Origin of the sequence: Vibrio sp. ZF57 (genome assembly GCF_001691235.1) — a bacterium.
Classification (GTDB): domain Bacteria; phylum Pseudomonadota; class Gammaproteobacteria; order Enterobacterales; family Vibrionaceae; genus Vibrio; species Vibrio crassostreae_C.
Genome location: NZ_MAKD01000101.1, coordinates 1 through 14,315, shown reverse-complemented (window position 1 = coordinate 14,315; position 14,315 = coordinate 1). Strand labels below are relative to the sequence as shown.

9 protein-coding genes and 3 pseudogenes are annotated in these 14,315 nt (G+C 43.2%); 7 read left to right on the top strand and 5 right to left on the bottom strand.

The genetic code is table 11. The annotated features are described in order from the left end of the window. The first annotated feature begins 249 nt into the window (after window positions 1-249). The 4 genes from A6D97_RS15780 to A6D97_RS15765 all read left to right on the top strand — a co-directional run bounded on the left by A6D97_RS15780 (window position 250) and on the right by A6D97_RS15765 (window position 4,231). The gene (locus A6D97_RS15780; RefSeq protein WP_065584769.1) at window positions 250-1,620 is read left to right on the top strand and encodes an endonuclease/exonuclease/phosphatase family protein; all 1,371 of its coding nucleotides are present in this window, start codon (window positions 250-252) and stop codon (window positions 1,618-1,620) included. A 192-nt stretch (window positions 1,621-1,812) separates the two neighbouring features. Beyond that, a complete protein-coding gene (locus A6D97_RS15775; protein ID WP_065584768.1) occupies window positions 1,813-2,103 on the top strand; it encodes a putative quinol monooxygenase in 291 nt (96 codons plus the stop codon). 275 nt (window positions 2,104-2,378) lie between these two features. Further along, window positions 2,379-3,275 carry a hypothetical protein gene (locus tag A6D97_RS15770; RefSeq protein WP_065584767.1) on the top strand — a complete coding sequence of 299 codons (897 nt, stop codon included), beginning with the start codon at window positions 2,379-2,381 and terminating at the stop codon, window positions 3,273-3,275. A 191-nt stretch (window positions 3,276-3,466) separates the two neighbouring features. Beyond that, window positions 3,467-4,231, top strand: coding sequence for a DUF481 domain-containing protein (locus A6D97_RS15765; RefSeq protein ID WP_065584766.1), 765 nt, complete (start codon window positions 3,467-3,469; stop codon window positions 4,229-4,231). A gap of 97 nt (window positions 4,232-4,328) precedes the next feature. Here A6D97_RS15765 and A6D97_RS15760 read toward each other — a convergent pair whose 3' ends face one another. From A6D97_RS15760 to A6D97_RS15740, 5 genes and pseudogenes are all read right to left on the bottom strand, one after another. Beyond that, entirely contained in the window at window positions 4,329-7,406 is a 3,078-nt protein-coding gene (locus A6D97_RS15760; RefSeq protein ID WP_065584765.1) for an efflux RND transporter permease subunit, read from the bottom strand. Then, window positions 7,393-8,715, bottom strand: coding sequence for an efflux RND transporter periplasmic adaptor subunit (locus A6D97_RS15755; RefSeq protein WP_065584764.1), 1,323 nt, complete (start codon window positions 8,713-8,715; stop codon window positions 7,393-7,395). The genes A6D97_RS15760 and A6D97_RS15755 overlap by 14 nt, the downstream gene beginning before the upstream one ends. A 168-nt stretch (window positions 8,716-8,883) precedes the next feature. Next, window positions 8,884-9,993, bottom strand: coding sequence for an outer membrane protein transport protein (locus A6D97_RS15750; RefSeq protein WP_065584763.1), 1,110 nt, complete (start codon window positions 9,991-9,993; stop codon window positions 8,884-8,886). Continuing rightward, window positions 9,983-10,174 carry a hypothetical protein gene (locus tag A6D97_RS15745; RefSeq protein WP_065584762.1) on the bottom strand — a complete coding sequence of 64 codons (192 nt, stop codon included), beginning with the start codon at window positions 10,172-10,174 and terminating at the stop codon, window positions 9,983-9,985. Before A6D97_RS15745 ends, A6D97_RS15750 begins: the two co-directional genes overlap by 11 nt. Window positions 10,175-10,233: 59 nt before the next feature. Further along, window positions 10,234-10,767: pseudogene (locus A6D97_RS15740) on the bottom strand (lipase); the annotation flags it as partial. A 356-nt stretch (window positions 10,768-11,123) separates the two neighbouring features. On the opposite strand from A6D97_RS15740, the pseudogene A6D97_RS15735 reads away from it, so the two are divergent. The 3 genes and pseudogenes from A6D97_RS15735 (at window position 11,124) to dcuC (ending at window position 14,216) form a co-directional block, all read left to right on the top strand. Beyond that, a pseudogene (locus A6D97_RS15735) lies at window positions 11,124-11,827 on the top strand (winged helix-turn-helix domain-containing protein). Beyond that, window positions 11,820-12,381: pseudogene (locus A6D97_RS15730) on the top strand (hypothetical protein). Before A6D97_RS15735 ends, A6D97_RS15730 begins: the two co-directional pseudogenes overlap by 8 nt. 467 nt (window positions 12,382-12,848) lie before the next feature. Next, window positions 12,849-14,216, top strand: coding sequence for an anaerobic C4-dicarboxylate transporter DcuC (gene dcuC / locus A6D97_RS15725; RefSeq protein WP_065584770.1), 1,368 nt, complete (start codon window positions 12,849-12,851; stop codon window positions 14,214-14,216). Window positions 14,217-14,315: the final 99 nt, after the last annotated feature.

The window sequence follows — 14,315 nt, the reverse complement described above, 5'->3', positions numbered from 1 at the left end:
TTCTTCTTGAAGATAAAAGCGGCTTTCCCCGGAAAGCCGCGATGAACCTTTTTTAATTCACAGTTCTAATTAAATTTATGAATTTTAAGTCTTTATTCTAATTACAGACACTAGTTCCAAATGTCACATTTTCAATGCAACAAGATATCACTTCAGAGCCTTGCCTGTGACAAGAATCACTTACAGAATGATATCCATCTCATAACATGCGCGTCCCAAATTTCTTTCAGCAATTAGCGGACCCACTTTATGAAATTGTTAAAAACATCTATCGCTTTCGCCATCTCTTCTGCACTTTTGATTGGTTGCAGCAGTGACACAGATTACGTTCAACCTGAAGAAGTAAAGATCGCGACTTATAACTTGTCTTTTGATCGTGCCACCTTCGAAGACCTTGTAACAGAAATGCAGATTGAACCAAGCGCTCAAACAAAACTAGTAACCGACTATTTGGATAACACGATTGATGACGCTGACAAAGTAACAGCTGCCAAGGTTATCCAGATCCGCAACGTCGCTGCCGTGATTCAAAAGAATCGACCTGATGTGCTGATGATGGCTGAATTTAACAATAATGGTACTGGTACCGACAAATCAGCGCTCGAAGGCTTCCAGAAGAACTACCTTTCTGTTGCTCAAAGTATCGAAGGTGCAGGTGGCGACGCGAACCTAGAACCAATTTCATATCCATATTTTGAAAGCTACTCGACCAATACAGGTTTGTTGAACGAATTTGGTTTTGATTTAGACAATGACGGTAATTTTGGAACACTTCCCGGTGATGCGTGGGGCTTCGGTTTCTACCATGGTCAGTATGCGTTTGCTCTAATGTCTAAATATGAGATAGACACGGCCAACACTCGCACATTCCAAGAATTTAAATGGAAAGATCTTGAAGGTGCAACCATCCCAACAATCACAGTTTGTGATGATCCTAGTAAGTTCCCTGTCGGCATGAACTGTGGCGACGAGTGGTACACAGCAGCTGAATGGGAAGAAGTTCGTCTATCGTCAAAAAACCACGTTGACGCGCCGATCCTAATTCCAACTAAAAACGGGACAGAAACCGTTCACTTGTTGATGTCACACCCTACTCCTCCAGCTTTTGATGTGGGTAAGAACATTGAGCAAAACGCAGCGGAAGTCGACTTCTGGCACCAATACATCCAAAACAAGTCGTTCATCTATGATGACACTGGAAAAACAGGTGGCCTAGAGCAAGGCAAGCACTTTGTTATGATGGGTGACCAAAACCTAGATCCTGTTGATGGCGACGGCATTAGCTCTGTAATGCAAGATTTGCATAACGACTCGTTAGTTAACCAAGACGTCACCAATGGCAGCTTGTATCCAACAAGTTATGGCGCAGCTGAACATGCGGTAGATAAATCATCGTCTCACCCACAACCGAACCGTATCACTTCAACATTTGGACTTGCTGTAGATTACGCACTGCCTTCAGCAACACTTAACATCGTTGATTCTGGTGTTTACTGGGCCGCTTCTTATGAAGAAGGACGCAAGCTATTCAATGACTCACGAATTGGTGATTATGGTAACGGTAAAGATGTTTCATCTGACCACCGCATGATCTGGGTAAAGGCTGATTTCAGTAACTAATTCATTCACTATTTAAAATGCCCGGCTTAGTGTCGGGCTTTCTTATGAGCGTAATTCATTAAAAATCTCGCGATTACAAAGAGAATTATGGACACAAACAGCCATAGTCATTGGATAGATCGTATCTTTTTCTTTGGTTTATAGATACTTATATTACCCGGACCCAGAGATTTATTGCCCTAGGAATTCACAATGACTAAGCTAACCATTATTGCAACGATCGTCTCTAAAGAAGATAAAACTGAGCTAGTTAAATCAGAGATGATTAAATTGATCGATAAAACCCGCTCCGAAGAAGGCTGTATCAACTACGACCTCCATCAAGATAACAGTAACCCTGCTCACTTCGTTTTTCATGAGAACTGGGATTCTGAAGCTCATCTAGAGAAACACTTAGCGAGCCAACACATCGCCGAGTACATGGCTGCGACTGAAAACTGTATTGAAACCTTTGTGATTAACAAAATGACGCACATTGCCTAACCAGTCACTCAGTACTGATTCAATAAAAACCCTGCTTTCAACGCAGGGTTTCGCTTTTCTTGCCTGTCATGTTGTTTCGAGTTCATTTTGTGCCAGGCTCGATGTGCCGCTTCCTCCCTCATAAACAGAAGCTAATCTCTCCACAGTCGAAATATTCCTAAACCAATATCAAGTAACCTCACGAAAGATCATTCACATTCATTTAAATACTGTTCGCGCGCTTTGACCATAAACTAAGCGCCAAATTACAAGAACAACAGTCGACAGGAATGTAGATGAATACCAAACAACTTGAGGACGCTGTAAGTGAAGTGAACTTATTCAATCAGCACCTATACTTAATCCAATCCGTGCATACCATTCCGGCCCCAAAAATGAATTGGGAGTCGATTGCGATGGAGCCTGCTCCGGTAATGCCAACAGTTCGATTCGATCATAAAGTCAAAGCCATGGAAGCACTCGATGAGTACAAGCCTAGCTGGCTAGATATGCTGCTAGGCAACAAGTCGAAATTGTACACCCTCACCAACAATATTGAGCGTGCCGCCGAACAGGACATCGAGCAATACAAGACAGAGTTTGTGCATTGGGTTCAAAGCTACAGCTACTGGGCCAAGGGCAATCAATTATCGAAAGGTATTTTAAACAACGATAGCGAAGCAAAGCTTTCTGCCCTTTCCGAAGCTCAGCAGAACTCCATTAACGCCGCGGTAGCCGACACTAAGCTGATTAACCATAACTTCAATACTTATAAGAATGGTCACCTGCTAGAAATCAATATTCAGGTTAATAAGCACAACGTGATCCCTAAAGAAAAAAAGGTAATGTGCCAAGGTGAAGTGAAGCTTGAAACGATGTCTCTTTCTGAAAGCAATGCTTTATATCGAGAGTATGTCTCCAGCTGTATTCTCAAATGTGCGCAAGATGCTTTCAATGTCTTACCCGAGACGAGCGTTGTGATCAATGTTGAACAGATTTCAGCAGATCAATCAAGCGAGACCATAGTTTCATGGCATGTCGAACAAGGGCTACTCGAGTTCTTATTAATCGAAGACGATAAACCTTCTGAGATACTTGAATTCTTTGTCCACATTGAAGATTTCAATCCTCATCGAGGTAGCGGGTTCTCAGCGATAAAAACGATTTTTTCGCCTTTACCTATGGCGTCGTAACTCACTAGCTTTTTCGATTCAATCATTGGCGACTCTTCACGACTAACCTTGCGTTCGTCGTGTTCTATCATTTTATATACCAAACCATTATGTCGACACACGCTATCTCGCAAACAACGCGCCCATTAACAAACACAGTTTCATACACACGATACCTAGGAAAGCTACCTTTAGCTCTCATCGCGTTCTCTATGCCCATATTTGGAAAAGAGGCTGGAGAGGAGGTTGAAGAAGTGGAAGTCGAGGACCAAGTCGTATTAAGCGAAGGTTCTGAATTACAAGAAGAAGCTAAAGAATCCCCTTTTACGACCTTGACCAAGCTTGGGTTTATCTACTCACAAAACACCAGCTCATCTTTGTCGATCAACTCTGGAATCTCTATTGGATACAAAAAAGAGAACTGGGGCCAACGAGTTCAGTTTGATACCTACTATACCGATGCTGAAAACGACGAAGACGGTACCAATCGCTATACCACCAACTATGGCATCAGCTATGACTTGAACGAAATCACCTATTTGGTCGCGACAACACGTTTTGAACACGATCACTATGGTACCTATCGTAAGCAATTCATTACCGCGACCGGATTTGGTCGTCACTTTTACGATACAGAAAGAATCAAGCTTCAAGGCTCTGCGGGTCCGGGTTACAGAATCAGTCAACGACAACCCTCCGATGAAGAGTTCCCAAACAAAGAAAACTACGAGCTGATCGTTAATGCCAGTATTGATGGATCGCTAACACTTACAGAAACGTTTTCTATGGGTGCAACTGCAAACATGGCCTACGGTGAAGAGAACACAAACTACAACCTAAAAGGCTATTTGAAGAACATTCTGATGGGTAATTTAGCACTGACGTTTGATACCGAATACATTTACAACACCACTGTCGCCTCAGATCAAAGTAACGCCGAAATCTACAGCTCAATGAATCTAAACTACGATTTCTAACCGCCCTCACCGCTTTCCTCACTTAATCTAGCCCACAATAGCAAAAGGCCCTCACAATGAGGGCCTTGAAGTATCTAGATAAATTTAAAGCATCTCGCTACGCTGGTTTGGTTCTCAATCGAGTCAGTATGTCCATCTGTTTCAGGTTCGCCATACCGACATACGCGACTGGCACTAAGAACAATGAGAAAAAAGTTCCGACAGACAAGCCACCGACCAGAACCAAACCAATATTGATTCGACCTAAGGAACCCGGGCCATCCGCCAGTGCCAATGGCAATGAACCGAGGATCATCGTCAGTGAGGTCATCAAGATTGGACGTAACCTTGAACGTGCACTGCTGATCGCCGCTTCTTTCGCACTCGCGCCAGATTTGCGTTTCTCGTTGGCAAACTCCACCAGCAAAATACCGTGTTTGGTCACGAGACCAACCAGTGTCAGCAATCCTATCTTCGAGTAAATATTGAGGCTTTGACCAAATACCGAAAGCGTCAAAATCGCGCCCACAATACACAATGGAACCGTTAGCAAGATGATCATTGGGTCAACAAAGCTTTCAAACTGCGCCGCCAAGATCAAGAAGATGAAAATCAACGCCAATACGAACAGCACTTGTGCGCCCGCGGTTGAATCAACCAGGTCTTTAACTACGCCATTGAACTCGTAGCTCTGAGCAGGTTTCAACAGACTTGGTACCGTGTCATCAATGTATGCCTTCACGTCGCTCGCCGTATATCCGGGCATCAAGTCCGCGGTGATTTCAGCACTGTCTTTACCCATGAACGTCTTGAAATTAGATTCCGATGTCACTTGCTTGATTGATACAAACTGAGATAAAGGAAGCCTTTGACCCGACTGTGAATCCACGTACAGCTTATCGAGCACCTTGAAATCGCCAAGATCACTAAGATTTACTTGAACTTGAATTGGGTACGTATAGCCATCATCCGCTTGTAGATCTGCCGCTTTCACTGATCCTAAGAAAGTAGATAGCGCATTGGTGACATTACTGTAATCCACACCAGACAATACGATAGCATTGCGGTCAATCGACAAGTCATAACGCAATTGGTCACGCAACATCGAATTTTTAATGTTGGTCACGCCCTCATAACTCTCAAGCGCCTCCACCACCTCATTCGCCGTTTCCGACAATACGGTGGTATCACGGTTAACCGTCGTTAACTCTAGGATCATATTAGTGGCAATGTTCAAGTTATCAGCCGAGCGAACCTTGAAAGACATGCCATAAGCAGAGACCGAACTTTGCGCTTTAGCGATAAACTCGTTCACCAACTCATCAGCTGACTGGTCACGCTCGCCCCATGATTTCAATAAAACGTGATTGGTCGGAGTCCCTTCGATGTAAGATAAATTCGCTTCTACTGAATTATCACCTTTGAACACACTGTTGAGTTGCTCGTTGTTGTCTAGGTGATACTGACGTCCGACTCCTGTAGGAGGCGTTGAAGTGACCTCAACAAAACCAGTATCTTCCGTTGGAAGCAACACTTGAGGCATTGTCCAAACCGCTAAGGCCGATAAAGCGATCAGCACTAAAGCAATACCACTCATCAGAGCCTTACGATCAAACCATTTGCCTAACTCTTTCGTGTATAAATCCGATAACACATTCAGTTTCGCATCAACTTTTTGATACCACTTCGCCGGGGTTGATACTGGCTTCATTAAGTAAGCACTCATCATTGGTGAGAGCGTTAACGCCACAAACCCAGAGATGATCACCGCTGCTGCAAGCGTGAACGCGAACTGCCTGAATAGATCGGCGGTTAGGCCTGCCATCAAGCCAATTGGTAAGTAAACAACGGCCAAAGTCAGCGTCATCGCAATCACTGGAAATACGATCTCTCGACACCCTTTAATTGCAGCATTGAACGGCGTTTCACCCTCTTCGATATGACGGTAGCAGTTTTCAGCCACAACAATCGCATCATCAACCACCAAACCAATGGCGAGAATGATAGCGAGAATCGTCAGTACGTTGATGCTAAATCCAAGTAAATGCATGACGGCAAATACGCCTATTACGCACACAGGAATGGTGATAATAGGAATAGACGCCACACGAACTGAACCAAGGAACAACACGACAACGGCTGAAACCAGAACAATCGCTTCAACTAAAGTCATGAAGCCTTCGTCAATTGCAGTTTTAATAAAATCAGCTTGGTTGTAGACCATCTTCATCTCAATGCCTTCAGGCAACTGAGGTTGAATCACGTCTATTTGCTTCTTAACCTTATTGGCAACCGTCACTGGGTTTTCACTTTTCAGTGGCAGTACCTGAATCGACATAGCTAAGTTGTCGTCAACACGAAGAATACTCGGTGTAAGGCTCTCCTCACCCATTTTTACTTCAGCAATATCGCCAATGCGAATGATTTTGCCGTTATCGACACGAACCACCAAATCTCGCACATCATCAACACTGGTCACTTGGTTGACTGGGTTAATGGAGAAATCTCGCACCTGACCTTTGATAGTACCCGCGGTAAATGTCGCATTGTATGAGCTTAATGTTCCAACCACATCGGATGCACTCATATTGAGCGCCATCATTCGATCTGGTTGTAACCACACACGCACCGCTTTTTCACTGCCACCATACGGCCCCCAAATCCCCCCCACACCTTGTATGTGCTTAAACTGGGGCACAACTTGCTGGCTAATGTAGTCATACATGTCTTGCTTAGACATCTTGCCGGTATTCACAAACGTGATGATGTTACTCGGCATACTGGTATCAGAAGAGTCATCCGTTACCGTTGGCTTATCCGTCATACTCGGAGGAAAATCACCAATCGCTTCAACACTGCTACGCAGGTTGTTCATCAAGCTGGTGTATTCGACGTCATTAATGTCATCTTCAAAAATGATTTTTAGATTACACGTTCCTTCCTGACAGTCGGTCGTCATGGTTTTCACGCTGTCTAAGCCTGTTGCCGCCGTGATCAGTTTATCTGCCACATTGCGCGACATGAACTCAGCGCTCGCGCCATTGATCGCCGCGGTTACAGTCGCCGACGGTGTTTTATGTTCAGGAAAGTATTGGATTGAGAGCTTTTGAAACGACAAAAGCCCAAGCAAAACAATGGTAATACTCAGAACAGACGCAAACACAGGGTGCTTGATACAAATCTCAGGAAGCTTCATTCAGATTCTCCTTTGTTACGGCTTCCTTGCTGTGAGTTTCCTGGCTTTGGATTTCGCTCGATGATTGCTCAGCGGCCGCATTAGTTTCCGCACGCTCGTTATTTTCGTTGACCGCTTCGTCTACACCTTTTGTTGCTTCCGTCCAATCAACCGAAGGCTCAACCGGATGTGCTTCATCAATCTGTGTTTCGGTCTTTTCTACCTCGGGCTTAACGGTCTGCTTAGTGACCACTTTATCTACCGGCTCCGTTATTAACTCAACCGTTTTCTGCTCCGCATTAGGGTTCATTACCTTAACTAGAGACGCTTTCTTTAGGTTCTGCTGTCCCGTCACTACGACCTGATCACCCAGTTTCAATCCGCTTTCTACAACGACATACCCATCGTTAGTATTCACGCCCAATTCAACAATGCGTTGCTCGATTTTTTCGCCATTCACAATCCATACAAAACGTTGTGTATTTTTTGCTTGAACGGAATTTTGGGAAACCACCATTTGAGTCGTGTCTTCGCTCGTCATTTGGCTTACTTTGGCAAACATGCCCGGAACTAAGCGATGATCTGGATTGGTCACGTGCGCGTGTACTTCTACGCGACCTGAATTCTCATCAACCGTGGGGGCAATGTAATCCACCACACCAGAAAACGCTTCATCGACAAAAGCATCAACTTGGATAGAGACATTCTGCCCAAGTTTTGCGTTGCCTAAATCCGATTGTCCAATGGAATACTGAACTTCGACAGGATCGAGTTTAATCAAACTCACCAACGCGGTTGCGCTATCAATCTTACTGCCCACTGAGTGGGTGAAGTTAGTTAACTGCCCATCAAATGGTGCTACCAATAAATAGTCATTCATCAGCGCTTCTTTCTGACGGAAATCAGCTGCGGCTAGGTTCGCCTGTTCGCCCAGTTCTTCCACATCTTGTTGAGACATAGAGTCAGGCTGTTTCTTTAGTAATTCTTGTACTCGCTTTAATTTCGACTTTGCTAACGCTAGAGAGCTTCTTGCTTTGTCTAAATCGGCTTTCGCTTTGGTATTGTCCAGTTGAGCGATCAACTCGCCTTTTTTAACTGAATCTCCATCTTTGAAATGGATGTTGAGAATTTTGTCGGAGGCACTGAATGTCAATGCAGCAGAATCCGTTGCCCTGATTTTGCCAACCTCGTTGATTGAAGATGTGAATGCTTGTTTGTGCGCTTTTTCGATAGTCACAGGAATCAAGTTTGAGTCTTGGGCAAACGATGGAGAGATATGTAAGGCAAACAGTGCCAAACAGATTGTTTTACTAAGCTTTGTAAATTTCATTTTTAATAACCATAACCGTTGAATTCGTCTGAATTAAAACGTTTTTCTAAGCAGCTATTTAAATAATGCTAAAACAGCTAATAATGAGAAAAGGGCTCAACTCACTGTCGAGCCCTACAATTTTTATATGATTCCTAAATTTTTACGTTCTGAACTCCAAAGTAAAAGTTAAAAACGATGTTGATATTGAACACCAAGCAAGAGAGCATCGGCAGTCACATCAGCAGTTATATTGGAACTCGTTCCTGGAATCGTCGTCAGGTTTTCGTCAATATCTTGTAATTCTCCGATGATAAATCCGACTCCAACGTCCACAGAACTGGCATTGGTGAAGTTATATGTCCCTCCGACCGTGAGCCAGTGACGGTTAACATCAGGAATAGAGAGCGATGTGAGTTCGTCAGTTGGGGAAATGTCGTACATGTAACCCGCTCGTAGAACGATGTCTTTCGACATGCTGTATGTACCACCGACAGAAACATGTCCTGCATCTTTCCATTGATACTCTTTAATAGAGTCGTCATAAGAGTCAGATGTTAGCGAGTCAAATTCAGACCAATTCACCCATTGCAGGCTGTAGTGAAAAGCCCACTGTTCGTTGAGCTGGTGCCAACCGGAAAACTCTAGAGTGTCTGGTAGAGGTACGTTCATCTTGTCGGCAGGGACACCGCCTTTGGTAATGTCACCTTCCACTTCGATATCTGGGCTGTAACGATAGGAAATACCAAATTTGTTATTCTCATTAACTTGATAGGTAGCACCAATATTGGCGCCCCAGCCAAATCCATCAGCATCAACACCGAGTAAACCTTGACGCGAAATTTCACCTTCACCGTAGATAACATCAATACCAGCACCTAAGTTGAGCTTTTCAGAGATCTCATAAGCGACAGCGAAGCCAACATTGATACTGGAAAGCGCCGTTTTGCCTCCAAACTCATCCGCTTCGAACGAGTTATCAAATTCGACGTCGGTACCAAAGTTAGAATGAACCGTCGCACCCAGAGTGAACTTCGAACCCTCGATAGGATGAACATAATGAATGTTTGGAACTAATGTCCCTGCGTCTAATGATTGGTCATCCAACATTTCAGTATCACCAATCATTGGCGTGTAGCTAACATTAGACACAATTGCCGCACTATCGGCCATAACAGCATCACCCGCGAATGCACGACCTAACCCTGTTACGGACTGTGCGTTAAGTTGAAAACCGGCCGCGTTAATCAGGCAAGGAACAAGAGCAACTGCAGTGCCCAAAAAAAGTTTATTCTTCATTTTGAGGCACCTCTGTTTCGATATGATCTTCGTTATTAATGACAACAAGCGAACCGTCAGTCATCACCATCGAAGCAACAGCTAACTGTTGGGTTGTCACGGCTTCACGTACATCTGACATATTTCCGCCTGGCATACCCGGTAGGCCATTTTCATCAACGGGGCCTTCATAAGGAAACAAATACGTACCGTGTCCACCGGTTGTCGTTCTTATGACTCCACCGAGTTCGATCTGATCACGCTTTGTACCCCGTCAGTAACAACGATCGAATAAGTCGTCCCCTCTTTTAATCCTGATTCGCACTGAATAATTATATTGGAACCATCGGCCGATATTTGAGTGTCAACTTCATCACCTGTTATTTCATCAATTAATACAACATTCCCGGCTAAGGTTTCGTTATTGAGTGGATAACGTTTATCAGAATTAACACTTTTTAGAGGAATCAAAATCGGTTCTGCACAAAGTCCCCAACCGTCTAGGGCTGCGTATGAGTTGTTGTAGTCCTGATAATACGCGTCGTTAGTCGATGACATTACGACAACGTCTTCACCGACACCGGATATTGTTCCATCCTCGTCATACCCATAACCATCGTTCGGTTTTGGTAATTCATTAATGTTGTAGGGAACCAATATCAATACGGCATCTTGAGCCGAGTCTTCAGACTGACAGCCGAGTAAGGCAAGCGTAATTAGTCCACATATATACGGCTTATTGAAATCTTTCAAAACAGCTCCTTCGTAGCTTTCGCATTTAACTGGTGTGGTCATGCGATTTATCGTTATTTGAATTGCCGATTGAGTCGGAGGTAAGCTCGACTTTTATTCGTAGAGAGCAAGGCAACACAGAGTTGGAATGACACGTTGATAAAACTACGTAAGAAATTTGAGCAGTTAACCCACACCCACTAAATCAGCGTCACCCGTTAATGATCTAATAGCGACTGGCGGCAAGCACCTGAAACCACATTAAACAACCTCAAAAAGGTTTATAAGGGAATATGAAAAGAGGGATAATCAAACAAATTCAATTATTTAAACATAAAATAAGACAAAGTGAGTGAGTTTATATTTATAGTGGTATTTGTTATATTTAAGTGAGAACGCTTATAACAATGAGAACCCAGATGTCTGCTGAATTTATTATCAATGATGATATACAGGTCAATTTAGAAGAGAGTGAAATCCATCACTTTAAGACAGGTCGTACGTACCCAATAGGTTCTAACGAATCAGAGCTACTTAAGTTTTTTATCTCGAGACCCAATGAGGTGATCACGCGCCAAGTTCTTATTGAATAAGTGTGGGTGTCTAAAGGTATCTACGTTGAAGATGGCAGCCTAATGCAAACCATCTAGATTTGCCGAAAAGCGTTAGAAGATAAGAGGGGGATGATCATCGTCACTGAGCGCGGTAAAGGCTACCGATTTGCAGGACAAGTGACACAAGACAAAGAACGCGCGCTGCGTATAGTTCAATCGCAACCAATACAAGAAACGAAACAACCTGAAGACAACACAGCGCCAGAAAGATCACCAACCGAGACAACGGCCGCTACGAAAAAAACAAACAGTGTGTTAGCACTGGTTGCATTATTTGTAGTGGCTGCAGGTTTATCCCATTATCTGTTTTCTTATTTAGATAGAAATAGCCTAGGCGAAGATCTCGTGGGTCAACATTTTATCTCTTGTAAAATCGAATCCGACGAGTTCACTTTTAATGAGTTATTCAACGTGACGCTTTACGAATATAAGGGAAAAAAATCATCATCGATAATTCAGGAAAATCTCTGAGCTTCCCAAGTGAATTTAAAGGAGTGACTTGTGAATAAAGAAAAACAGATCTTCGTTGCAATCGCCATAATCGGTATTATGGCCGGATGGATGACAACCTTTATTCCTCAAAGTTATCTTAAAGATCATTATTTATCCAACACAGCCTCGGTGGTCAACCCACAAGAAAAAGTCATTTATAATCAAGCTGCCGTTAATACGATTGTTCTGGTTAAACTCTAGGAACGTGGCCAATATCAGTTGACCACTACATATCGAGTTTAAGAAGAATAACAGCTATGAATTGTTATATGTCTCTACGAAAGAAGCTGGCTTTGCGTCGTCAGGTACTTACGTGGTAACCCAACACGACATTTCTTTAGACGAGACTCAACATGAACAAATCATACCAAATAGAGAGCTCACATTTTACGAAAAGGTGATGATCAGTGAAGGTGCAGTGCTTTCTTCAGATGCCATGGCTTATATCCCACTAAATAATGATGAATTGTTATTGGTCACTCAGCGCGGAATGATTCACTTCTGTAAAAAAGTAATATGTTCTGACCTACCTGCTTACTCGAATGCAGATCCTGAATTGAACATTAACTAATCGGCTAACTATCAACTATTTCGGTCAGTAGCTGTACTTAAGCCAATACGTTAGGAGCTATGCATTTCCACATCAATTCAACTCTCGCTGAAGCCTACTTAACTTTCCATTCCCAGTAGGCATCAGTTCATAAATTAATCCGATATCATGTAAAAGCACACATTTCTCTTTATTTTTGTACGTTAGGCCCCAAAAGTCATAGATTTATAAATCCACAACTTTGTATGCAACTCCTCACAACCAAAAGTGATCCAAGTTATATTCTGACGAGCTACAAAATTTGTTTATTAACATCTAAACAACAGTAGTTAATCACGATTTACAACCACAATTAACATCAAAGAAAATGTTTGTCTTAGATCATATCAACCTCAACTATGTCTCGTGCCACAGTGCAGTTTTCTGTACATTCATTGTCATATTCTGAAACACTTTCTTATATTTTTTTAAACTTTGTGGAGATTTCTATGTTAGAGCTCTTGATCGGATTAGTGATTACTATCGCTGTTGGTTACTTTATTGTGAAAGGCTATAAAGCGGCAGGTGTATTACTGACAGCTGGCCTTGCCCTACTTCTTATTACTGGCCTTATAGGTCACACAGTCTTACCCGCTAAGGTCGCTTCAACAGGTAACATGGTTACCGACTCACTAGAATTCGTTAAGTACATGCTTCAGTACCGTGGAGGCGGCCTAGGCATGCAAATCATGCTTCTTTGTGGCTTTGCTTCTTACATGACGCATATCGGCGCAAACAATGTGGTAGTAAAACAATTCTCTAAACCGCTTGCTGCTATCAAATCTCCATACGTACTTCTTGTTGCGGCTTACATCGTAGCGTGTCTAATGTCTCTAGCAGTAAGTTCTGCAACAGGCCTTGGCGTGCTATTGATGGCGACCCTATTCCCAATGATGACGGCAATGGGTATTTCTCGTCCAGCAGCGGTGGCGGTTTGTGCATCACCTGCAGCAATCATTCTTTCACCAACGTCGGGTGATGTGGTTATCGCAGCAGAAAAATCAGGTATGTCTCTTGATGTGTTTGCTGTTCAAACGGTACTGCCTGTTTCAATATGTGCAATCATTGTGATGGCGGGTGCCGCTTTCTTCTGGAACAAGTACCTAGATAAGAAAGAAAACACGCCAATGGAAAAAGTAGACGTTTCAGAAATTGAAACGAATGCGCCGGCTTTTTATGCTGCTCTTCCATTCTTACCTATTTTTGGAGTATTTCTATTCAACGGTCGTACCATTCCGGGCCTTTCACTTGATATCTACACCATCGTAGTAGGTTCAATTTTCGTGGGCGCTGTTATCGATTACGTTGTGAAGAAGTTTGACGGCGAAAAAACACTAGAAGACCTAGATTCTTGCTACCAAGGTATGGCCGAAGCATTTAAAGGCGTAGTAATGCTGTTGGTTGCGGCGGGTGTATTTGCTCAGGGCCTAATGTCTATCGGTGCAATTGATAACCTAATCGGCCTTGCTGAATCAGCTGGCGCTGGCGGTATCGCATTAATGCTTATCCTGACTGGTCTAACAGTTGCTGCGGCAATTGCGACAGGTTCAGGTAATGCACCTTTCTATGCATTCGTAGAACTGGCTCCATCATTAGCGGCGAAAATGGGCTTGAACCCAGCGTTCCTAATCATCCCAATGCTTCAAGCATCGAACCTAGGTCGTACAATTTCACCAGTATCTGGCGTAATCGTAGCGACTTCTGGTATGGGTAAAATCAGCCCATTTGAAGTCGTAAAACGTACGTCTGTACCCGTAATCTGTGGTCTTATTACGGTTATCTTCGGTACGCTTGTATTGGTTCCAATGTCGGCGTAAGCCTTAAGTTTCTAATCTCAAAGAACGAAGAACAAACGAACACCAATACTGAATATAAAATGCGTAAACAAAAAGGCGCTGAACTTAATAAGTTCAGCG